General features: G+C 59.6%; 15 protein-coding genes and 1 pseudogene. 7 read left to right on the top strand and 9 right to left on the bottom strand.

The window, feature by feature from the left end:
* Positions 1 to 8: 8 nt before the first annotated feature.
* The 3 genes and pseudogenes from C443_RS20865 to C443_RS15930 all read right to left on the bottom strand — a co-directional run.
* Positions 9 to 2,615 (bottom strand): DEAD/DEAH box helicase, encoded by a 2,607-nt coding sequence (locus tag C443_RS20865; RefSeq protein WP_080505488.1) that lies wholly within the window; start codon positions 2,613 to 2,615, stop codon positions 9 to 11.
* The gene (locus C443_RS15935; protein WP_005537628.1) at positions 2,612 to 3,523 is read right to left on the bottom strand and encodes a HamA C-terminal domain-containing protein; all 912 of its coding nucleotides are present in this window, start codon (positions 3,521 to 3,523) and stop codon (positions 2,612 to 2,614) included. The genes C443_RS20865 and C443_RS15935 overlap by 4 nt, the downstream gene beginning before the upstream one ends.
* A 97-nt stretch (positions 3,524 to 3,620) precedes the next feature.
* Positions 3,621 to 4,913 (bottom strand): annotated as a pseudogene (locus C443_RS15930) (type II secretion system protein); the annotation flags it as partial.
* Positions 4,914 to 5,196: 283 nt separating this feature from the next.
* Between C443_RS15930 and C443_RS15925 the strand changes: the two are divergent.
* The 5 genes from C443_RS15925 to C443_RS15905 all read left to right on the top strand — a co-directional run bounded on the left by C443_RS15925 (position 5,197) and on the right by C443_RS15905 (position 9,857).
* A complete protein-coding gene (locus C443_RS15925; protein ID WP_005537626.1) occupies positions 5,197 to 5,811 on the top strand; it encodes a hypothetical protein in 615 nt (204 codons plus the stop codon).
* Positions 5,812 to 5,897: 86 nt separating this feature from the next.
* On the top strand, positions 5,898 to 6,575 hold the full coding sequence (locus tag C443_RS15920; RefSeq protein ID WP_005537625.1) for a helix-turn-helix domain-containing protein: 678 nt from the start codon (positions 5,898 to 5,900) through the stop codon (positions 6,573 to 6,575).
* Positions 6,576 to 6,671: 96 nt separating this feature from the next.
* A complete protein-coding gene (locus C443_RS15915; protein WP_005537623.1) occupies positions 6,672 to 7,448 on the top strand; it encodes an SDR family oxidoreductase in 777 nt (258 codons plus the stop codon).
* Positions 7,449 to 7,696: 248 nt separating this feature from the next.
* Positions 7,697 to 8,917, top strand: a complete 1,221-nt coding sequence (locus tag C443_RS15910) for an FAD-dependent oxidoreductase (RefSeq protein ID WP_005537622.1) — start codon at positions 7,697 to 7,699, stop codon at positions 8,915 to 8,917.
* 88 nt (positions 8,918 to 9,005) lie between these two features.
* Positions 9,006 to 9,857, top strand: a complete 852-nt coding sequence (locus tag C443_RS15905) for a translation initiation factor eIF-2B (RefSeq protein ID WP_005537620.1) — start codon at positions 9,006 to 9,008, stop codon at positions 9,855 to 9,857.
* Between the two features lie 6 nt (positions 9,858 to 9,863).
* Here the strand turns inward: C443_RS15905 and malQ are convergent, their stop codons facing one another.
* On the bottom strand, positions 9,864 to 11,354 hold the full coding sequence (malQ, locus tag C443_RS15900) for a 4-alpha-glucanotransferase (protein WP_005537618.1): 1,491 nt from the start codon (positions 11,352 to 11,354) through the stop codon (positions 9,864 to 9,866).
* Between the two features lie 141 nt (positions 11,355 to 11,495).
* On the opposite strand from malQ, the gene C443_RS15895 reads away from it, so the two are divergent.
* On the top strand, positions 11,496 to 12,551 hold the full coding sequence (locus tag C443_RS15895) for a glycosyltransferase family 4 protein (protein ID WP_005537616.1): 1,056 nt from the start codon (positions 11,496 to 11,498) through the stop codon (positions 12,549 to 12,551).
* Positions 12,552 to 12,561: 10 nt separating this feature from the next.
* On the opposite strand, the gene C443_RS15890 is transcribed toward C443_RS15895, so the two are convergent.
* From C443_RS15890 to malA, 4 genes are all read right to left on the bottom strand, one after another.
* Positions 12,562 to 12,891 carry a DUF7510 family protein gene (locus C443_RS15890; protein ID WP_005537614.1) on the bottom strand — a complete coding sequence of 110 codons (330 nt, stop codon included), beginning with the start codon at positions 12,889 to 12,891 and terminating at the stop codon, positions 12,562 to 12,564.
* A 128-nt stretch (positions 12,892 to 13,019) separates the two neighbouring features.
* Entirely contained in the window at positions 13,020 to 13,964 is a 945-nt protein-coding gene (locus tag C443_RS15885) for a sugar phosphate nucleotidyltransferase (RefSeq protein ID WP_005537613.1), read from the bottom strand.
* Between the two features lie 50 nt (positions 13,965 to 14,014).
* Positions 14,015 to 18,550, bottom strand: coding sequence for a glycoside hydrolase family 15 protein (locus C443_RS15880; protein ID WP_005537611.1), 4,536 nt, complete (start codon positions 18,548 to 18,550; stop codon positions 14,015 to 14,017).
* Positions 18,551 to 18,675: 125 nt separating this feature from the next.
* Complete coding sequence (gene malA, locus C443_RS15875) at positions 18,676 to 20,676, bottom strand: alpha-amylase MalA (protein WP_005537610.1); 2,001 nt, start codon at positions 20,674 to 20,676, stop codon at positions 18,676 to 18,678.
* 97 nt (positions 20,677 to 20,773) lie between these two features.
* Between malA and C443_RS15870 the strand changes: the two genes are divergently transcribed.
* Entirely contained in the window at positions 20,774 to 21,109 is a 336-nt protein-coding gene (locus C443_RS15870) for a hypothetical protein (protein ID WP_005537608.1), read from the top strand.
* A gap of 483 nt (positions 21,110 to 21,592) precedes the next feature.
* Here the strand turns inward: C443_RS15870 and C443_RS15865 are convergent, their stop codons facing one another.
* Entirely contained in the window at positions 21,593 to 22,357 is a 765-nt protein-coding gene (locus tag C443_RS15865) for an IclR family transcriptional regulator (protein ID WP_005537606.1), read from the bottom strand.
* Positions 22,358 to 22,428 lie beyond the last annotated feature (71 nt).

The raw sequence follows: 22,428 nt of genomic DNA, 5'->3' as shown, positions 1-22,428 counted from the left end.
ATCCGAATCTACTTTAGTATTCCTTGTTTCTTTAGGTGGGTTTCATAGAAATCTGGTATCTTATCTTTGTTAGAGTTCAAATATTGGGTTACGTCATCAACATTTGATGGTATATATATATCTACTGCGACGGAGCGATCAACCCCCTTTGTAATCAGAGCTATTTCATTAGTATCCATCGTCCCCAAATCAAGCATTTGATCAAACTTTTCCATCCACTGAGTATCATCTCTATCTAAACTCTCTAAAATCTTCACTAAAATACTGAAATACTTCACGAGGACGAACTGAATGTCATTATCCACTAATTCAAAAAGATTAGATATCGAGTCATTAACCCCCTTATCATCAACAGCATCTGAGTCTATTCGATTCTGAACCATTCGCTTATATGATTTCCCTTGTAACCACTGATTAGCCGCAAAAATTATTGGCCCAATCTGGTTTTCGGCTTCATTCTCCGGAGGATCAATACCGTTAGATCGATCGTATGTGAATTTAAATATCCGGTTCAATTCCTTGCAAATCTTCTCTAGTTTCTCATAGCTAAACCCACTCCTCCTCGTAGCAACTATCCAATCAGTAGGGTTTCTTTCCACCTTTTTATATAACTGATTCTGTAATATTGGATCGGTGGTTGGAGACTTTTTTGCAATTTCTTTTGGAATTTCAATAGATTCGAGAGTTTCCTCAAGTATAAGCTGTATTTTCTCTCTATCATTTTGATTCACACCATTTTCTTCTAAATACCTATCAACGCTATCGGGATCTCTTAAAAACCGATTTCTGAGTAAGATTCCAGTGTATCGCAAACTACCATCATCTTCTTCAATTATATTTTCTTTAGTTAATGTATCAATCAGTTCGTCTGGCCGATTTAGAGCATTTTCAGTAACTGGTTCTACTTCTTTCTCTTCGGCGTTCTCAAATTGCTCTTGAGCCCACTCATCATCCTCTGTTGTTATGCAGTATATTGAACCATACAGTTTGGTGTCTAGCCTGCCGACGCGGCCAATTAGGTTATTAAAATCAAAGCTAGTGAGATCATCTTGCCCTTTTTTATCCCCCACTAAAAAGATCTTTTCTGCAGGTAAGCTAACACCCTGCAGTAGCGTTGGTGTACTTACGATCGTGTCAAGAGAATCTTCCTCCCTGTATATTCTCTCAATTTCTTCCCGAGCAATTTTTGGGACCATTCCATGATGATATGCTAATCCGGATTCAACACAGTTCGCAAGCGAGTACTCCTCGTGGATACTATCTCTTAGAAATTGGACAAGGTCGGCGATATCTTCTGAGTCAACAGTACTCTTTCGGCTTTCGGCTATCTTAGTAGCTCGATCTTCGGCGAAATCACGTCTACTTGCATAAATTATATTTTTAGAGTTGTTTGCAAATTCATCTAAGATGTGAGGTAACGAGTTCTTTTTATTGTCGTTGAAATCTGAGAAGGTAACTTGTTCAGGCTCCGGCACTTTAGTTGTCAGTGGTTCACCAGAAGGGCTATAAATAGTAGCATTCATCAATCTTTGCCCTGGTGCATTCCCACCACCCCTCTGGAACTCAAGTATAGCCTTTAATTGTAAAACCGGAGCGAATTTTGTTTCGATTTCTTTCACATCGCGGTCGGTGAGTGATGATAATGTGACGCCAGAATTTTTTAAATATGGTCCTGCGGCTACTATTTGAGCGTGGGGCCAGTATGTAGTCAGTGACTCGATAATACTCTCAAAGATAACGCCTCTTTCTCCAGATTCAAGATTTTGGATTTCATCAAAGAACACAAGAGATGGAGATATTGATGACCGGTTTTCTTCCGAAAGTAGATTCAGACATCTCTCTGGCGTAACTACAAGAAAGGTAGTTTCGTCATTTCTTTCTTCGTCAGCTTCAGTAAAATGCGCACCTGTTTCGATACTTGCATCTGGGAACCTCTCAGATAATTTTCGACAAACCTCACTGATTAGTGCTTTAGTCGGGACAACATAAATTGTGTCAAATTTATTTTGTTCACTTATTTTAGAACTTATATATTCACGAATTATAAAAGACTTGCCAGAAGAGGTCGGTCCTGAAATGGCCACATCTTTTCCCTTATTTAGCGAATCATAGATTTCATTTTGGAAGGCTGAAAGAACAGTGTCCTGATCAATCTGATATTCTTGTTTGCTAGTCTGCAATTCAGCATTAAGAATTGGATCATATGAATTGAATATCCCCGTTTCAAACGAATTAGCTTGGGTATGTTCATTATCTTCATAAGTATCTGGTCCTTGTACTTCCATTCCTTCTTCATCACGCACATTATCGAATGCTGGTAAGTTCCCGAGTCTTGACAGGACGATATATAAGTACTGTTTATAAACACCTCTGTCCGAGCTATTTTTGTTTTTTATATAAGAAAGAGTTGCTAATGCTAACGCTTTGCTCCTATCGTTCTCGTCATCGCTATTTGCTAAATAGGAAGCTAACCAAACGGACCTATGTAATTCTTCATCAGTTACTGGATATAGAGTAGAATATGGAACTCCCAAATCATTTTTTAGTAATTCTTTCACAAGTTTGTCAATTGTGGAATTGAAGAATTCGGCTTCTGCAGGACTATTTTCACTCATTGGTTAGCATAAGGGTAAATTTGCTGTTTTAGCGTCTCTTGTAGGTTTGTTGTATCATCTACGGGCATCAACATCATGATGGCCCAGTGTTTGTTTACATTGGGATAATTTTCTTCAATTTTCTCTTCAATATATTCACCTACGTCGTGTTTTTTAATTTCAGCAATGAGTTCATCTCTTAAGTCTGATCTTGTCAAGTTAGATTCTTGAGCATTTTGCAATTTAGCAGATTCATAGCAAATAAACATTGGATGAATAGTCCTATGTTCGCCTGGTCCTGAGGTTAAAACCTTGCTTAGTTCTTTTATTTCTTCTTTATTCAAATCCTGAGGTAAATTATTAGAAGCAACCGTTAATTCATGTTTGCGCATCTGAGTTCCTTCAGGACTGTAAAATCTATTGATACTGTTCAATGATTCTTTTATGGCTTCAGATCGCTGACCTTTGATTTTCGACTCACCGATTGCGAGAGATTTTTCACCATCAAAGTACCCATAAAATAGACCATCGGAACCCTTCACTTCATCGTTTGCATTTTGCGTCCATGCGACTTTGTGACTTGCGATTGGCAAGTCAAGAAGGGCTTCAACAAATGCAAATAGAATCAGTTCTCCATAGATTCCTTCATTCTCTGCGTTTAATTTGTAAGCAGACTTTGTTTGAGCTTCATAGTGTGCATCTTCAGTTTGTTTCACTTCTTCCTCAGATAAGACATAGTACTTGAATTTCTTTCTTAAGAAATCTATAAACGATGTATAATCTAGTGTATCTACACCGGGGGAAACACAATATCGGCTAACCTTCATATTATCTGAGGTTTTTTCATCAACCTCAAATATATGTTCAAGCAATTCTGACTCCTGAATGACTGTTTTAGAGGCCCAGTGGTCATCAGGAAGTTGAGACATATCGAGTGATATGTCTGCTCTTATGTATTAAAACATGGGCAATTCGGACACACGCTTTCATTCTCAAGATTGCTTTAATTTCGAGGCCATACATTCGAATTGCATCGCCCGACTGTTTCCGGATAGAGATGTGGGGCCCGCCTTCGCTGATAGTCGGCAGGGCAACGGCACAGCGGATGGTGTCGTCGGCGTCGTGGAGGCCGTCGCCGTCGGGGTCGATGTTGACCTTCGCGCTCGGGTTTGAGGCGTTGAGTTCAACGCCGTCGTCGGCGGCCAGTTGCGTGACGACGTTGACAAAGGCCGCCTCGGAGTCGAAGGCGAGATTGGTCGGGACGCGGCCGTCGTGGCCGAGGTCGGCGCGCGGGAGGACCTTCACGCGTTCGTCGACCCGGTTCGCCTCGATATCTTCGAGCGTGTGGTCCCGGATTGGGATGGTAAGTTTTCCGTAGCCGACGAGGTCCCGAAGCACGTAGTACAACAGGTCATCGAGGCGGTCGTCAGCGAACCGATGATCGACCGGCGGCACGGCCAGATCCAGTTCGGCCAGTGCCGACCGTAGCCGGTAGCGGGCAGCGTCGATCCATTCAGTCGTGTTACGGACAGTTAGCTGCCGGGCGAGCAGTGAGCGAGCGCGCTCCCGGACGAACTCAACGCGGTCCTCGACGACGCCGTTGACGCCGGTCTCCCAGACGCGCTCCTTGCACACTTCGATGAGCTGTTCGTCGCCGGGGAGCAGGTCCGGCTCTCGAACTGCGTACTTCGTCGTGAACGGATCGGCACCGAGGAGATGCTCGCGGTAGACGACGACCGGAATCGCGAAGCCCTGAAACCGGACGGTGTGGCGTTCGACGCGCTCGCTCGCGAATCGGTTGAGATACGCTGGGTCCGGACCGAGGTCGGTTTCGGCCGGGGCGTAATCATCGGTATGGACGACGACACCGTCGTCAGTCACGTCGGCGACATCGATGCGTGAATCCAACGCATACGGAGTCAAGTCGTCGAAACACGCCAGTGACGAGAGCGCGTGATACTCAATTCGACGACGGCTCGCCGGCGACGCGTCGATCAATCGGTCGATGACCCGACGGTGTTTGGCGTCGAACCCCCCGTCCATTCGCTCCACTGCCCCCTCACGCGTCTGTGGACGCTCGATGTTCGCACCTGCGAAGTGTGACTCGACAGTCGACAGTGCGTCGGCCTCTGCCGCTGAAAGCACCGGGTCGCGGACGTCGTACCGGAACCCATTCCGTCCCCGTCGGACAGTCACGACGACCCCCGGATACACCTCGTCTTGCTCACGAACGTCCGGCGCGTACCAGGCGTCGGCGGCGTCCGGTGGCATCGGTGCGGGGACCTCCGGTGCGGTCTCCCTGCCAGCCTGTGCAGTCATACGCAGCTTTAAATTAACCATTGTATTTAAAGTTGTAGACTTTGTTTTGAGAAATTTAATTAAAATATAATGGTCTCGTCCAGGGTATACGAGGGACCGTACAAGCCATGAAAATGCTCTGTCAGCATAGAAGCATACGAACACAATAGGGTCCTCTGATAACGTCAAAAAACCGCTAATTAAGCGATCTGAACCTGCTTTTAACGCTGTTGTCTGCCATCACTCGGTGTTTCGAGATATGCACCAGAATTATCATAACTGTGCCAGCGGATCGGTCATTTGGATGAAAGAAAGGCAGTCAGCGACGAGCAATGATAGCACAAAGTCGGCAACCACCACACGACGACGGCTCCTCAAAGGAGCACTTGGCACAGCAGCGACCGCGGCAGCGGTTCCGAGCCTGAGCAGTGTCGCGGCGGCCCATTTCCCAGTTCAGCTCGCAATCGACATCCAGCCCGAGAACGCGGAGAACTTCATCGACCTGTCGGAACACGACACCATCACCGTCGCAGTCGAGCAGTCAGAGTTCGTCAACAACGACGGGGACAGCGAGACGTTCGACCCTACGGAGCGGGCCGTTCGCTATCGGTTCGGCTCGCGCCTTGTACTGGAAGACGGCGAGGGCGCTCGACCCGTCGACGAGGGCGAGATCAAGGAACCGGACGACGATGCTGCGGACGGCCAGGCGTCGCTCGTTCTCACGTTCCCAGTCGACGAGATGGGCTTCGACGGTGGAGAGGAGACAGCATGGCTGTACTGGGAGCGCGACGACTCCGGGGACCACGGCTACGCTGGCTTCGATTCCGTGCGGGTGTATCGTGGGCAGCCCGCAAGCCGCTCCCTGATCGAACAGCTACAGCGATTGCTGAGTGGTGAGACGGCGTCCAGTTCTAACTGAGCGGCTGCGAACGCGGAACGGGGCTGTCGGCGCGTGCCTGTAATCGCTATGCTGGCGACTATATACGTCGAATCCGATGGCACGCTATGGCCATCGTTGCTGAAATCCTTCTCGCGGACGAGACGCTTCCGCTGGTCGGCGTGGCGGACTCGATTCCGAGCGGCGAACTCTCGATTTCGAACGCTGTCGGCCTCGAAGACGGAAGACTGCTGCTTACAGTTAGCGTCGACGCTGGCTCTCGCGACGCCTTCGAGCGCGAACTCGACGCGCGGCCACAGATCACCGACGCGGCGGAGATCGGGCAGACGGCCGATGGCTGGTTCTACAAAGTGGTCGTCGACGACGCGTCGAGTCTCATCGCGTCACATGACCCGGAGGAGTTCGAGGGCGTTGCGATGGATGCGACGGTCACCGCCGATGGGATACGGGAACAGAAGGTGTTCTCGGACTACGACGCGTTCAGGGCGCTACAGGACCGGTGTGCGGTCAACGACATCCCGCTCGAACTACTGAACATCGCCTCGGACCCCGAGAACCCCGGCGAACGCGACCAGTTCGGCCTCACGGACAGGCAGTATCGGGCGATGTCCATCGCCCTCTCCGCGGGGTACTACGACTCCCCGCGTCGGTGTTCGACGGCGGAACTCGCCGACAAGCTCGACGTGTCGGCCGCCGCGGCGTCCGACCTCCTGCGCCGAGCCGAAAAGCAACTCATCAGTTCGACAGTCGGTCCCGACCAGTTCCGGAACGCACTCGCACAGTAGCCACGCTCCTGTTTGACCGCGGCTTCCCTGCCACCTTATAAATGGGCTTATCAGTAAGCAAAGCACGCTCGTGGCTGTCGCAGCTACTGAACACCGATGGCAGATAAATCCGAGACAGACGACGACCAGAGCACACAGCGACTTGCAGGCGACGTTGCGATTGTCACCGGTGCGTCATCGGGAATCGGTGAGGCGACTGCGGAGGCCCTTTCCGACGCGGGCGCGAGCGTCGTTCTCGCAGCCCGGCGCGCTGACGAACTAGAGGCCCTTGCGGACCGAATCGAGTCATCCGGTGGGGATGCGCTGGTTGTACCGACCGACGTCACCGACGAGGACGACATCGACTCGCTGGTCGAGGCGACAACAGACGAGTACGGTCGCATCGATATTCTCGTCAACAACGCCGGCGTGATGCTTCTCGAACCGCTGGAACGGGCAGACCGCTCGAACCTCCGACAGATGGTCGAGGTGAACCTGCTCGGACTGATGAACCTCACCCACGCGGTACTCCCGGTCATGCAAGAGCAGGAGAGTGGCCACATTGTCAACGTCTCCTCTGTCGCGGGACGCCGCGCGTCGGCCGATTCGAGCGGCTACAACGCGACGAAGTTCGGGGTGAACGCGTTCACTGAGGCAGTCCGGCAGGAAGTGACGACACAGGGCATCCGGACGACGGTTATCGAACCGGGTGCTGTCGATACGGAGCTCGCGACGCACGTCCCGGACGAACAGGTGCTGGAGCGGTTCGCAGAAATGGACCTCCCGATGCTCCATCCCGACGATATCGCCCGCGGCATCGTGTATGCGACGAGCCAGCCCGCCCGCGTGGACGTGAACGAACTCCTGATCAGACCGACCGGCCAGGATATCTGAAGCGGCCGCTGCGCTCGTCGGACGTGGCTTAGCGATAGTCGGTCCGAAAATCGTCTCTGCTGTTTTTACTGGGCGCAGCCGACAGTACTGGCCACTGAAACCGGCTGTTAGCTGCTGGAAACGATAGCACCGTCACGCCGTGTGCGTCGCCATCGTTTGAGAGGGGGAACTGTCACTGAAACGGGTCGCACAGTTGCCGAAACCCCCGGTATCGGAGGACCCTTACGTCAGCTACCCTAATCATATACATGGCAATTGAGACGGATGTCCTCGTCGTCGGTGGTGGCGCGACCGGCGCTGGCGTCGCTCGTGACCTGGCACTCCGCGGTGTCGACGTGACACTCGTCGAGCGTGACGGCCTGACAAGTGGCACCTCCGGGCGCTCGCACGGACTGCTGCACAGCGGGGCCCGCTACGCCGAGGCGGATCAGGTCGGTGCCGAGGAGTGCATCACCGAAAACCGGATACTCAAGCAGATCGCCGGGGAATGCATCCGTGACACCGGCGGGTTGTTCGTCCAACTCGCCGAGGACGACCCCGACTACTTCGAGGCCAAGCGGGCGGCCTGCGTGGAGATCGATATTCCCGTAGAGACGCTGGACGCCGACGCGGCCCGCGAGCGAGTGCCCGACCTCGCGTCAGATGTCGAGCGTGCCTTCGAAGTCCCCGACGCCGTCATCTATCCATCGCGGCTCGTCGCCGCGAACGCCGCAGACGCCCGCAACCACGGCGCAACGATACACCCACACGCGCCCGTCGAAGACGTACTCGTCGAGAACGGGCAAGTGGCTGGCGTGCAAGTCGGCGGGACAGTCGAGGACACTATCGAAGCCGACTACGTTGTCAACGCGACCGGTGCCTGGGCGGGCGCGCTCGCCGCGATGGCCGGCCTTGACGTCGAAATGCAACCGACGCGGGGCGTGATGGTCTCGGTCGAGTACGATGACCTCGGGCCGGTGCTCAACCGCTGTCGGGACCCGGACGACGGCGACATCGTTGTGCCACACGAAAACGAGGCCGTCGTCGGGACGACGAGCGTGCCCGTCCGTGACCCGGATGAATACGAGACGGAGCAGTGGGAAGTCGAAGAGAGTATCGAGGAATGTGCGGCGATGCTGCCGCCGGTCACGGACGCGCCCGAGGTCCGAACTTGGTGGGGTGTCCGGCCGCTGTACGCGCCTGATGAGGCGGAGCGCGGCCGCGGCATCTCGCGGGGCTTCTTTCTGCTCAACCACGCCGACGACGGCGTCGGGAACATGGCGAGCATCGTCGGCGGCAAACTGACTACCTACCGGCAGATGGCCGAGGCGACGGCAGACCTCGTCTGTGACGACCTCGGTATCGACGCTGTCTGTCGGACTGCAGACCAGACGCTCCCGAGCGTCGACGACCCGGAGCAACTAGACGGACTCGTGGCCGAGTTCGACGGTCAGGGCCCAACTGACGAAGACATGGTCGGGTCGGCGTAATCACGCACACTGTGGTACCGAGTCAAACCAAGAGCGAGGACTAGCGGCCGACTGTACCGTTATAAGGGTGGCAGCCGGAGATGGTCTCATGATAAACGAGACCGTGCGGCAGATCGAGGAGATGGAGACACAGAGTTCCTCGATTGCCGCCGTGAAAGCCGCCAAGGCGCTCCGCGAACTGGCAGACCGCGAGTGCCACACGGTCGAGGACTTCCTCCGCGTCGTCGAGCGCAACAGCAGCGCACTCCAGCGGGCGAACCGCTCGCATGCACCCCTGTACACCACACAGCAACGCATCGTGACGGATCTGAAAGACGCCGACCCCGACTCCGTCTCGGCGGCCAAGGAGCGATTGCTCGACACGATCGACGAGGTCGTCACGGAAATCGAGACCAGCAAGAACCGCGCGGCGGAGCGGGCGGCGACGCTCATCGACGACGGCGACGTGCTGGTGACACACGAGAACTCCTCGACGGTGATGGCGACGCTCATGGCGGCGCTGGACGACGGCAAGGAGTTTCACCTGTACGCGAGGGAGTCCCGGCCGCATTTCCTGGGCCGCCGAACAGCCCGCCAGCTGGCCGACCGGGACGGGGCCGACGTGACGCTTATTATCGACGGTGCAGCGGGTCACTACCTTTCGGAAGCCGACCGCGTCTTCATCGGCATGAACTGCCTCATCGACGACGTGGTGTACAACCGTATCGGAACACTACCGCTGGCCGCGACGGCTAACGAGATGGACGTCCCCGTCACGGTCGTCGGAACCTCATCGAAGTTCATCGGTAGCGGCTTCACCTTCCGGAACACGTTCCGGCAGGGATCGGATGTGATGCTCGAACCGCCGGAGGGGTTCGATATCGGCAATCCGGGCTACGACGCGACCCCGACCCGCCTGCTCGATACAGTCGTCACGGAGGACGGCATCCTGCAGTTCTGAAGGGTCTTAGCGGATCGTCCTGTCGGTGACTTGGCGAAGTCGCTCGGCGATGTCGGCGTCGAGCGCTGCGTCGGTCACCCGCCACTGCCAGTTCCCGGTCGCCGTGCCGGGGACATTGAACCGGGCCTCACTACCGAGGCCGAGCAGGTCCTGCATGGTTGTCATCGCGACGACGGCGTTCGAGTTCCACACCGCCTCGATCAGGTCCCAGTTGATTTCCTCCCCGTCAGTGCCGAGGTTGTAGTGGAGGCAGTCACGCTGGCGGTCCGAAAGGCCGCGATAGTAGCCGACGATAGTGTCCGTGTCGTGGGTCGACGTGTAGCCGACGGCCGACTCCGGGTAGTGCATCGGCTGGTACATGTGCCCTTCTTCGCACCAGTCGGCGTACTGCGGAACGCGCATGCCGGGGAAGCCGAACTGGTCCCGGAGCGCGACGATGCTCTCGTCGAGAAAGCCCAGGTCCTCGACGAAAAACGGGAGGTCGCCGAGCCTGTCTCTGACCGTCTCGAAGAAGTGCGCGCCGGGGCCGTCGCGCCACTGCCCGGCGGCCGGGTCGTCCGCCTCTGCGGGAATCGACCAGAACTCGTCGAAGCCCTTGAAGTGGTCGATGCGGGCGATGTCGACGAGGTCGAACAGCCGCTCGAACCGGTCGACCCACCAGCCGTAGTCGTTCGCACGGAGAGTCTCCCAGTCATAGACGGGATTCCCCCATCGCTGGCCGTCATCGCCGGGATTTGGCGGAACGCCGGCCACCTCCGCCGGGTAGTGGTCGTCGTCGAGTCGGAACACCTCGGGATGCGCCCAGACGTCCGCCGAGTCGAGGCCGACGTAGATTGGCAGGTCGCCGACGAGGCCGATATCCCGCTCGGTCGCGTATTCGGCTAGTGCCTGCCACTGGCTGTCGAAACACCACTGGACGAACTTGTGATAGCGGATGTCATCAGCCAGTTCTTCCTGATATCGCTCCATGGCCGCTGGCTCGCGCGTTCTGATGTCGTCCGGCCAGTCCATCCAGCCGGCATCGTCGAACTCGGCTTTCAGTGCCGTGAACAGCGCGTAGTCGTCCAGCCAGCCCGCCTCGCGCTCACAGAACTCGACAAACGACTGCTGGTCTTCGTCGCTTACGCTCTCGTCGAAGGTGGCGTACACGTCCTGGAGCCGGGCCTCTTTGAACTCGGTCACGCGATCGTAGTTGACGTGCTCTTGTGAGAGGTCCTCCGGTGGTTCGATATCGCCCTCGGCTAGATACCCGCGGTCAACAAGCTTGCGGAGATCAACGAGCAGCGGGTTCCCGGCGAAAGCGGACGACGACTGGTACGGGGAGTTCCCGTGGATGCTCGCCGTGGGTCCGAAGGGGCAAAACTGCCACAGCGACTGGTCCGCCCGGTCGAGGAAGTCGACGAACGCCCGCGCTCCGGCACCGAGATCACCGATACCGTGTGGTCCCGGGAGCGACGTCAGGTGGAGGAACACGCCACTCTGCCGTTGAAATTGCATACGCACCTGTTGCCCTGACAGGCATTTCAATGGGCGGGGTTGTTGACTGCTGTCGTGACTGCTTGTGGGCCCAGAGAGCGGCGCACGCAAACATATATATTGTATCCATTTGATGCTACGATGAGTGAGCCAGTAACAGAGATGCCACCGAACGTTCTGATGCTTGGCTGGGGGTTCCCACCCAACATCACCGGCGGGCTTGATACCGCTATCGGGGAGCTGTTCGAGCAGCTCGAACCGAGAGACGATGTCGAGTTTGAGCTGGTATTGCCCGCGGAGTACGCGCCGCCGGACCGCGACGGCATTCACGGCGTCTCAACGGGGAGCGGTGACATCATCACCCGCATCGGGCGGCTGGCCGGGGAGTTCGCCGACAAGGCGGCCGACGCAGACATCATCCACACGAACGACTGGTTCGGGTACAACCCCGGCTCGCGGGCCAAAGCGGACCACGACGTCGAGTGGATCTCGACGTTCCACTCGCTGTCGGCAGACCGCAACGTGACGCCGCCACAGCGGGAAGTCGAGACGGAACAGCGGGTCGCGAACCGCTCGGACCACCTCGTCGCGGTAAGCAAGTTCACGCAACGGCGGATCCGCGAGCAGTACGACGCCGACTCGACGGTCATCTACAACGGGTTCTCGTCGGTAGAGCCGACGGGCCGAGACATCAAGGCGGAGCTCGGTATCGACGGGAAGATGCTGTTTTTTGTCGGCCGACACACCGACCAGAAAGGGCTGTCGTACCTGCTGTACGCGCTCTCGAAGCTCGGTCGGGACGACGTGAGCCTCGTACTCGGCGGCTCGGGCCATCTCACCGAACAGCTTGAACGGTTCGCGGAGCTACTGGGCGTCGAGGACCGGGTTTACTTCCCTGGGTATCTCCCCCAGTCGGAGCTTGGAGACTACTACAACAGCGCCGACCTGTTCGTCTCGCCGTCGCTGGCGGAGCCGTTCGGCATCACCATCGTTGAAGCGCTGTCGGTCGGGACGCGCGTCGTCGCCTGCGAGAGCGGGGCCGCGGAACTCCTCAACGAAGACTGCGTCATCGAGGTCGAACCCGATTCGGACTCCATCGCCGAGGGGATCGAGCACGCGCTATCGCTGTCGACACCCATCGAGTACGACGTTCGAACCTGGGGCGAAGTCGCTGACGAACACGTCGAGTTCTACCACGAGGTTCTGAACGGGGCCTGACCGGCCGCGATCAGCGGAGGAAGCGAACGTCCGTGACCGGTTCCGGATGAACGATCAGGTAGCCGTCGGCGGTCGGCTCCAGCCCCGTCACGGACGTTGTGTCCGTCTGCGTCCGATACGGGCTATCGGCGGTCCCGTCGGCCGACTGGTAGGGGCTGTCGTACGGCGTCTGCCTGTCCTCCGGCGGGCGGTCGAAATCCTCCGGCGGCAGGTATATTTTCTCGCCCGATTTCGAGCGGACCACGACAGCCGTGTCGCGGTCGCCCGAGACGTCGATTCTGGTCCGGCCGTCGTCGATTGTCATCTCGAACGTGACTGGCTCCGTTTCTGTTTGTGCCATGTTGTCAGGTAGCTCTCGTACGGCGAGTCAACGACGCTGTGTCACTTAGTCCTTCGCCAGCGGTCCGGTGACCGAGGGCGGACCGTCCCGAATCCCACGTCCGAGCAGTCGCTCGGGTGAGCGAGCCATCAGCGGTTGATGATGAGCGACCCCGACATGTTGTACCCTTCGACGTGGACGCCTTCACCGAGAATCGTTTCGTCGAGGTCGCAGTCGCTGACTTCGGCGTCCGGGAAGACGATGGTCCGGTCGAGGCTGCTGTCGGTCACTTCTGCGCCGGCCATCACATGGACAGTGTCTCCGATCTCGGAGTTCTCGACGGTCGCGTTGGGGTGGATGAGCGACCCGCCGTCGAGTTTCCACTCGACGGTCTCGAAGTACGACTCGGGCGTCCCGATATCGAACCAGACATCGTCGAACGTGAACGCGGACACCGGTTCCTGCTGTTGCAGCCAGTCGATGTACCAGCCCGGTTCGTCGGGGTTGTTGTCGCCCGAGAGGTACTCCTCGAAGCGGAGCGAGTCGGCCGGGAAGGCGTAACAGGCAATCGAGACGAGCGTGCTGTTGGGATGGTCAGGTTTCTCCTGAAAGTCGATGACGCGCTCGCCGTCGAGTTCGACCAGTCCGTAGGACTTGGCTTTCTCCCGCGAGCCCACGTCGTAGGCGGCCAGTGCCGGCCCGTCGCGCGCCTCGAAGAAGTCGAGGAACTCCGAGGGGTCGAAGCCGATCAGGTTGTCGCCGCCGATGATGAACAGGTCGTCGTCGATACCTTCGCGGTCGATCAGTTGTGCGAGCGCGCCGACGACGCCGAACTTCTCGTCTTCGTCAGCCGTACTCTCGACGGAGAGTTGGACTTTTTCATAGCCCATCTCGTCGATGTGGGCTTCGAACTCGTCGGCGAAGGCCTCGTTCGTGCTGAGGTACGTCGTCCCGATTCGGTCGTCGTCTTCCAGTGACTGGAGAACGCCGTCGATAACGGTCGTTTCACCGACCGGGAGTAGCATCTTCGGCCGACGTCGCGTGATCGGCCACAACCGTGTCGCGTAGCCGCCAGCTAAAACTATCGCGTCCATATCCCACAGTCAAAGCCGAATTATAAAGTGGTTCTCACTTATGAGGCATTCTACAGGTTGAGCTGCCAGACAGTTGTCCCGGCAGTGACCAGGTCTTCGTCATCCGCGGCGGCAACGATCACCTGGTTCTCACCGGGGTCGACGTCGACTGCGACTTCGAATTCACGATCCTCGACGGGGATGTACGTGATGTCAGCTGGCGTCTTGACGACGACACAGACACCGGTCGTCTCGCCGGAGACGACCAGTTCGTTCCCGCGGAACTGTGTGTCGACGCGGAGCGCGGGGCTTCGGTCGGGTGTATGCGCCCGCCGCTCGCGGTAGCGGTCGTCGACGAACGCGGGCGTCTCGACCGGTTCGCCGGCGCTGATTCCGTGGGCCAGCCGCACGTACTGGGCCATCGACCACGCCAGCGGCGTCGCCGAGCCGGTCCCTTCGGCGAACTCCCAGCCGTACTCGGTCGCGTGGCCCCGGTCCCAGATCTGTTCGGCGATCATCCGGCCCGAGTTCGCCACGTCCTGCATCATCTGGAGGGCGTTCTCCGGCGGGATGTCCGGGTCGTCACGGTGGAGTTCGTACTCGGCGCGCTCGCCGGTGAGCAGCGGCCAGAGGCGGCCCTTCCCTTTGTGTTCGACCGTCCACGGCGCGCCCTGGTCGTCCCGGCCGCGTTCGCCGTAGCCGTCGCCGTTGTACCGGTAGAACCCGGGTGCGTACTCCGTGTCGACGCTGATGGTGTCGTCGACTTCGACGAGCGAGTTCCGGATCGTTTCGTCGTCATCAGGCTTGATACCCAGCCGGACGAGTTCGAGGAAGCCGCTGTCGATGATGTTGCGTTCGTCCAGCGTCGGACCGTCGTTGGCGAGCGTCCGGAGGTGCCCCATCTCGGGGTTCCCATCGAGCGTGACCCGCGTGTAATAGGGCGTGTTGGTGTGGCGCTCGGTCCCGGTCTCGGTCGCGGTCCAGGCCTCGACGTTGTTCGCCCACTGGTCAGCCAGCGACAGCCAGACGAGCGCGTCGGCCTCGTGGCCGGTGTCGAGGGCGAGCTTCGCCGCACACGCGAGCCCCGCGATTTCGGCCGCAATCGAGGACGGCGAGAAGCCGGCCTCCTCCTCCCAGCGCTCCTGTGCAGTCTCGGGACCGTGGCGGACGACGTACTCGGCCGACCGCCGGACGTTCTCGTAGCTGTACTCGACGTCCTCGAAGTCGACGCCGCTCTCGGCCAGGCGATAGGCCATCACCTGCGGGAACGAGATGTTGTCCATCTGTTCGCCGCCCCAGCGGGTCGTCCCGTTGATGTAGGTGTTCTGTGGGATGAAGCCGGCGTCGTCCTGCTGGTACTCGTAGATGTACTCCAGCTGGTCCGTCGCGATATCTAGGGACCCGATGGCGTCGAACACGCTGAACACCTGGTACAGGTCCCGGGACCAGACGAAGTTGTACCCGTAACCCTTGGGCTCCTCGGCGTGGACGGCCTCGCCCCACGGCACTGACGGCGAGGCGATAGACGCCCCGTGGTAGGTCTTGTCCTCCACGGCCAGAAGGGTCATCAGCGCGGTTCGGTACTGGTTCGCCAGCGCGTCGTCGTCAGCGACCGAGGACGGGAGCTGCTTGTCCGAAAGGAATTCGCCCCAGCTGTCAGCGTACTCGGCACTGACCGTCTCGTAGCCGCGGTCGAGCGCGCCGTCGGCTTCGCCCAGCGCGGCGGCGGTGTCAGCCTGTCGCGCGAAGCCGAGCGCAACCGTGTCGCTGACTCTGGTCCCGGAGTCCAGCCGACCGATGAGGACGAGGTTCGTCCCGTCGATGGACTCGACCGGATCCGGGAGGTCGCCGTCGGAGTACAGCCCGTCGAGGTGGTCGCTGCCGGCCGCACCGACGGTTGCCCAGTCGAAGCGCCCGGCCGCGGCCATCGCCACGGCGATGGAGTAGGCGTCGCCGTTCTCGTCGACGAGCAAGTCGTTGTCCGTCTGGTCGGTGTAGGCGCGGGGGTTCCGACCGACGAGGTGGTAGCTCCCGGGCTGACCGTATCTGATGGCGCGGTCCTCGGTGACCGTGCTCGTGAGTGCGATGTCCGCGACGGAGAACACGTCGTATGATTTGCCGTCGTCGGCGCTGAAAGACACGTCGGCGACGATGGCGTCGTGTTCGGGGTCGGTCGCGTAGTCGACGGTGAGCGTCCACTCGTGGCCCTGGCCGTCGCCGGTCTCGGTGAAAACGTGGCGATAGAGCAGCGCCTCGTCGTCGACGGGTTCGACGCGTCGCCTGACGCTGTCGTCGGTCCGTCGGTTCTCGCGGTGGGTCCGGACGGCATAATCCGTCTCGTCCGTACACCGGACCAAGAAATCCAGCGTCCGCAGGTTCATCAGGTCCACCTGCGGGTAGCGAGCCTCCGTCAGCGCGCCCTCGGTGAGCGTGAACCAGACGCGGGAGGGGTCCTGCTCGTCGTGGTCGGCGACGGTGCCGACGCCGTACTTCTCCCCGGTCGTCCAGGTCGGGCGCTCACTCGGCCCCTCAGTCCCGGCCGATGTCGTGGGGAGCGCGTTTAGCTCACCCAGCTGTGCGGTCGCGTGAAGCCGTAACGCGTGCGACCAGCCAAGCGGCGTCGCGCTGTCGAGGGCGCCGTCGTCGAAGGCCTGTTCGGCGAGGTAGCCGGCGTCAGTCGTGAGTGGGCTGTCCTCCTCGAGCAGTTCGTACAGGTCGCTCGCGCGGTCAAGGTAGGCGTCGCCGCCCTCGCCGCGGTCGTTCAGCATGTCGCCGACGCGGGCGGCGGCGAGTGCCCCCATCGCCGTCGTGACGGTCCAAATCTTCTCGCTGTCCTGGTGGCCGGTCCGCCAACGGTCGCCCTCGTAGCGGGCCAGTCCTGCGACCCGGCTCTCGGTGGGGTTCCGGAACAGCGTGTCAAGCGTCGTGCTCACGTGGTCGGCCAGACGAGTGAGGTGCTGGTCAGAGAGCGTCGTCCGCTCGACGCTGTCGTACTCCTGCAGTGCATCCGCGAGGTGGAGCCCCGCAGCGTCGATGCGGTGGTCCGGCGTCCCGTTTGTCAGCCCCATCACGTACACGCCCAGATCACTGTCCCAGAGCGTCTCCAGTCCGTCGAGCAATCGCTCGGCTGCCGCCAGACTCTGCTCACAGACCGATTCGGGCATCGGGGCACGGCCCACCGCGGCGAAGGCCTCGATGAACGTCGCAGTAGTGTGCGTGAACTGGCCGACCGAGTCCTCCCAGACGTTCTGACACGGCTCGGGCAGGTCGTTGGCCGCGATGTCTTCGATGAGCGTGTCGACGGCTGTCTGGATAGTTTCCCGAACCATCGCCGTCAGTTCGGCGTCCATCTTGCTGCGGTGTGTTCGCAACAGTGTCGCGAGGAAGGCGGTGACGGTCGCAGTCTGGTCGGCCTGATACTCCGGCGATTCGGCGTTGTGCTCGACTCTGGCGTTGGCCCAGCCCGGCGCGATAGCCCCGGTGTCGGCCCAGACGCGGTGAGGCCACCGCCCGTCGGAAAGCTGGCTGTCACAGAGGAACGCCGCGCTCTCGGTCAACATCTCTACGGTATCGATATCGAGTCGGTCGCCGGCTTCGAGCAGATGCCGAGAGACCGAGGCGTCATCGCGGAACCAGACGTACCCGTAGCCGCCGGAGTTCGAGTAGAACGGGTCGAACTCTGGGGCAGCGATGCGGCCGCCGGTCGGCGAGGACAGCAGGTCGAGCACCCGCAGGTCCATCCGTATCGAGTCCGAGCGTGGCATGGATTCAGTCACGTCGATGCGCGTTCGCTCCCGTCCGGCCTGCCGGAGGTCGTCGGAGGTCGTGTGCTCCGTCACGCAGTCGGCGAGGTCGAGCAGTGCCGTCTCCCGGTCGACCTCGTTGTGGTTCGAGAGCTGACTGACGAGCGTCGTGTCCTTGCTGCGTCCGGATCGGTCAAGCGGTGCAGTCACAAGGAAATCGCCGGTGAGGCGGGTCTGGTCGCGTCGCTCGACCGGCTCCGACCGCGGGAACTCGATCGGGCTGTCCGCAAGTATCTCGGCGAGGCGTTCCGGTCGCTGCCCGGCGACGGCGTCCAGCCCGGTCGACGAGGCGAGGTAATCGTGCTCTCGCCGGTGGTACACTTCCAGCACCCGTGAGTTGTCGGGCCCGGCATCCTCGTGAATCAGCGAGCCGACGCCGCTGTCGCTGCTATCGGGGGCCAGCGTGACGAACGCCACGAGTTTGGCGTTCTGTGGAACCGCCCCGCGCATCGCGACGTGCGTGACGTGTGCCCGTCCCAGCGTCAGGTCGTACTGGTGGACCGTGAACGACCCCGCGTCGTATTCGGTCTCGACGAGCCGCGTCTCGCGGTAGTAGTGCTGTCGGATCGTCTCCAAGTCACTGAACCACCGTGTCTCGTCTCCAAGCATAACTCCGAGTCGGGAGCGGTCGATACCGGAGAGCCCGGAGAGCGAATCGGAATAATCCTTCAGCGTGCCGTCTTCGCCGACGTGTACGAGTCGGTCACCGTGCCCGGAGAAAGAGCCTGAAACAGTCCTGCGCTCCTCTGGAAAGCGCTCGTGACGAGTCCGCTTGTATTCGTTGAGCGCTGTCGAAAGCCGCATACACATCAAAGCAGACCAATCTCTATAAACTCCTGTGGTTCGGACAAATTAGTGATACTTCGGGGCCACGACTGTGTACCCCGAGAGGGCGGGCCGCTGATGCTGAACGGGCCCGGTCGCTTGGACTACTGATTCAGATCGCTCTTGTCAGTCGGGAACACGCCCACGCTATCGACTGTAACGGTCGCGTCCCCGTCACCAGCACCCCCACGGTGCTCCCCGGAAACGAGGTCGGTGTCGTCGGTCCCGACCGGTAGCTCGACCGTCGTCGGCTCGCTGCTGAAGTTGAGCACTACGACAGCCGCGTCCTCGTCAGTCGTCCGAGCGTATGCGACGACGCGGTCGGACGGCCCGTCTCGGACCTCGTACGGGATTCGGACGAGGTCCGCATCCGCCGACAGCGCCGGCTGGTCGTGTCTGGTTGCCGAAAGGTCGCTGACGAACGACTGGAGCGTCTCGTCGGCGTGGTCCCACGCGAGGTCGTCGCGCCGGCCGCGCTGGCCGAACTCCTGGCCGGCGTACAGCAGCGGCGCGCCCGGGAGCGTGAACAGCGCGCCAGCGGCGGCCTCGGCGGCCTCGCGACCATAGTCGACGATGTAACGCGTCTCGTCGTGGTTCTCCGCGTACAGCATGAACGACGCGTGCTCCGGGAAGCCGATCTCCGCTCGCCCCTCGATGGCACTGAGGACGGCCTCGGCATCGCCGCCGCCCCCGACCTGCCGAAGCGCGGCGTAGGTCGTCGAGTCGAAGTGCATGTCGAACAGCCCGGCCTGGAAATCGGGGATGTACGGAATCGTCTCGTCCAGAAGCAGGAACTCGCTGTCGCGGTCCTTGCAGTAGTCGTGGATCTCGCGCCAGAAGCTGTTCGGGACGGCCCAGGCCATGTCACAGCGGAACCCGTCGACCAGTTCGGCCCACTGGGCAACCGCATCGAGCAGATGCCGGCGGACCGGCAGGTGATCGAAATTGAAGTTAGCGATGTGTTCCCACTCGAAGTACGTCTCCGGTTCGGTGTCGCTTCGCCACTCGTACCAGTCGCGGTACTCGCTGTCCGGGTCATCGCGGGCGGACTCGAAGTAGGGGTGTGTCCGGGCCGAGTGGTTGCAGACGAGGTCGAACAGCACCTTGAACCCACGGTCGTGGGCCGCCTCGATGAACCGCTCGTAGTCCGCGCGGGTACCCAGATCCGACGCGATCTCGAAGAAGTCGGTGATGTTGTAGCCGTGCGGTGCGTGGTCGTTCTGTAACACCGGCGTGAGCCAGATGACGTCGACGCCGAGCGAGTCGAGGTAGTCCAAGCGGTCGATGATCGCGTCGAAGGGCGGTTCGTCGCTATCGCCGGCGAACGTGCGGACGTAAATCTCGTAGATAGCCGAGTCCTCGGCCCAAGCCGGCGCGTCGTACGGTCGGCGGGCGGCGACCCCTGCGCCGCTCACCACCGTCTCAACACCGTCCCCGTCGCGAGTGAACTCAACGGCGTCGGGCACGCTGTAGCCGTAGTCCCCGACGGCAACGGCGTGGATACGAGCGCGTTCCGGGAGCGCGTCCAGTGGAATCCGGAGGTCCGTCCCGTCGCGGGTCACCGCGTCGGCGTTGATGTCGTCGCGGTCGTCCAGCAGGAACTCGACGGCGAGGTCGCTGGCCGTCTCGGTCCCCTCCGGATGGGGACTACAGTCCGCCCGAACAACGGCTTCGTCGCCCTCGATTGCTGGCTGGAGAGTCAAGCGTGGCCGGCCGCCACCCCCTCCGTCGCTGCCGTCCCCTGTCTGTGTGTACTCGCCGCTCCCGCTACGACCGGAGCCGCTTTGCCCGCCGGAAACGCCACCGCTTCGCCCGCCTGAGCGACCGGACAGTCCGGAGGTGTGTGTCCCGCCTGATTTGAGGGTCCCCGGGAACGCGCGGACGGTGAGGTCGTGCTTACCGTCCGGTGCGCTGAGGCGGATGACGTATCTCCCCGGCGTGTCGGGGACGAACTGTTCGACCGCGTCATCTCCGAGTGTGGCGGTTGACTGTACTGGTGCGCGCGCGACGTGCCAACTGTACGTCGCTGCCGGATCCGGGTCACGGGGTGCGAGCTCGATCTCGTCACCCGTCGCCACGAACCGTGGCGGTCCAGGATGGTGCATAGGTGCACTGCGATTGTCAGTGTCTTTGTACTTGGGGTAGCCGCGAGCGTCCCGCCGCCAGCGGCATTATTTTCTGACTATGGCGTGTACCGCCCCTGTGCCCGACTACCGACGCGATGCCGGGTTCGCGCTGCTCTGTGGACTTGTACTCGTCATGTATCTCCGCCAAACGGACGCACTCGACACGCTCTGGGCCGAATCTGCTATCGCTGTCGGCGTGGCCGGCGCACTGGGTGTCGAGGCGCTGTTCATGCTCGATACGCCCGTCGCGTCGCTGTGGGAGCGCCGCGGCGTGCGGACAGGCTCAGCTGTCGCGCTCCTGACCTGCGCTTTGGTGCTCGCCGCTCTCGTAGGGCCGGTCGTCGTCGCCGCGGCGTGCTGGGGACTCGTAACGTACTTCGCTCTTCTCGCCGTGCGTCTGTGTTACCGGTGATCGTTCGCCCCCCTCAGGAACAACGCCGGTCGATGGGAGTGGCAGATGAGTTTCCAGCGATGCGCCCGGTATTCCGGATAGTTACAGGTGGTATCAGCGGTATAGCCATACGCATAGCTGCCGAACCGTAACCCGATCCTAGACTTTCTATATCCGCCTTTGTGTACTCAGTACAGATACGTAACTACACCCATCCTATCGGACCTATAACGAGTCCATATAATATCTATTTTTACCACTTAATCTGGCATTTAGGCTTTCATGTCCAAATTAGGGTCAGAAGCATCTAAGATGACGTTCTATAGCCTAATATAGGGGTGGTATAGAGGTAGAGTTGCAGGATATCTCTCTAACTCTGTCCACCTTGTCTATCACAGATAGCTGACACTCGATTTCCGAATAACAACTGTACTGGTATTAGATTCCACCAGACCCCAGCTGTCAACGATGGATGGCGGCTGTTCTGTTAATAAGGCAGAGCGGTTATTCGTGGGCCAGATTGACCTCGATGACGTTGGCGGCCTGCTTCACCGTATCGATGAGTTGGGCTTTGCGGCCAGGGGACTGCAGTCGGTTGATAGGGGCGGTGATACTAATGGCGGCCTCGCGGCGGTCGCCGGTATCGATGGGGACCCCAACACAGCCGGTTCCATCGACCCGCTCCTCGGTGTCGTCGGCGACGCCGCGTTCTCGGATCGTCTCCAGTTCCGCGAACAGCGTCTCGCGGTCTGTGATAGTGTTGTCCGTCTCGGCCGGCAGCCCGCGAGTTTCAACGATTTCCGCGACTCGGTCGTCGTCGAAACTCGACAGAAGCGCTTTGCCGATAGCGGTCTTGTGGAGATGGATGCGCTTCCCGAGACGCGTATCGAGCGCGACCGCCTGATCGCCGCTGGTCGTGTGGATGTAGATACCGTAACCCTGCTCTTCGATCATCAGGTTCGCCAGCTCACCGGTCTCGACGGCCATCCGCCTGACCTCGGGCTTTGCGACCTCGTAGATGCCGTCGTAGCGCTGTGCCATGCCGCCGAACTCCAGCCACCGGAGTCCGATCCGATACTCGCCGTCCTGTTCCACGACCAGGCCCTCGTCTTCCAGCGTCACCAGGTGTTTGTATATCGTGCTCTTGGCCGGCTCCAGCGAGTCGGCGAGTTCGACCAGCGTGGCACTCCCGCCGAGGTCTTTGATACCAGAGAGGACCGACAGCGAGGTCTGTGTCGCCCGGACCGAGTCCGTTTTTGCCCGTGTCATTAGACACCAGTTCTGGTGCCGCTCGAATAAAATTGCCGTATCGGCTGTGACAACCTCTCTGCGGTGACTTC

The organism is Haloarcula argentinensis DSM 12282 (assembly GCA_000336895.1).
In the GTDB taxonomy this organism is placed as follows: Archaea; Halobacteriota; Halobacteria; order Halobacteriales; family Haloarculaceae; genus Haloarcula; species Haloarcula argentinensis.
This window is presented reverse-complemented; position numbering and strand designations above follow the sequence as displayed.

Bases quoted from the DNA above. Each gene is read 5' to 3' on its own strand.
- C443_RS15865 (WP_005537606.1), bottom strand. From the start codon at position 22,357: ATGACACGGGCAAAAACGGACTCGGTCCGGGCGACACAGACCTCGCTG.
- C443_RS15910 (WP_005537622.1), top strand. From the start codon at position 7,697: ATGGCAATTGAGACGGATGTCCTCGTCGTCGGTGGTGGCGCGACCGGC.
- C443_RS15880 (WP_005537611.1), bottom strand. From the start codon at position 18,550: ATGCGGCTTTCGACAGCGCTCAACGAATACAAGCGGACTCGTCACGAG.
- C443_RS15905 (WP_005537620.1), top strand. From the start codon at position 9,006: ATGATAAACGAGACCGTGCGGCAGATCGAGGAGATGGAGACACAGAGT.
- C443_RS15915 (WP_005537623.1), top strand. From the start codon at position 6,672: ATGGCAGATAAATCCGAGACAGACGACGACCAGAGCACACAGCGACTT.
- malQ (WP_005537618.1), bottom strand. From the start codon at position 11,354: ATGCAATTTCAACGGCAGAGTGGCGTGTTCCTCCACCTGACGTCGCTC.
- C443_RS20865 (WP_080505488.1), bottom strand. From the start codon at position 2,615: ATGAGTGAAAATAGTCCTGCAGAAGCCGAATTCTTCAATTCCACAATT.
- C443_RS15890 (WP_005537614.1), bottom strand. From the start codon at position 12,891: ATGGCACAAACAGAAACGGAGCCAGTCACGTTCGAGATGACAATCGAC.
- malA (WP_005537610.1), bottom strand. From the start codon at position 20,676: ATGCACCATCCTGGACCGCCACGGTTCGTGGCGACGGGTGACGAGATC.
- C443_RS15920 (WP_005537625.1), top strand. From the start codon at position 5,898: ATGGCCATCGTTGCTGAAATCCTTCTCGCGGACGAGACGCTTCCGCTG.
- C443_RS15935 (WP_005537628.1), bottom strand. From the start codon at position 3,523: ATGTCTCAACTTCCTGATGACCACTGGGCCTCTAAAACAGTCATTCAG.
- C443_RS15885 (WP_005537613.1), bottom strand. From the start codon at position 13,964: ATGGACGCGATAGTTTTAGCTGGCGGCTACGCGACACGGTTGTGGCCG.
- C443_RS15895 (WP_005537616.1), top strand. From the start codon at position 11,496: ATGCCACCGAACGTTCTGATGCTTGGCTGGGGGTTCCCACCCAACATC.
- C443_RS15925 (WP_005537626.1), top strand. From the start codon at position 5,197: ATGAAAGAAAGGCAGTCAGCGACGAGCAATGATAGCACAAAGTCGGCA.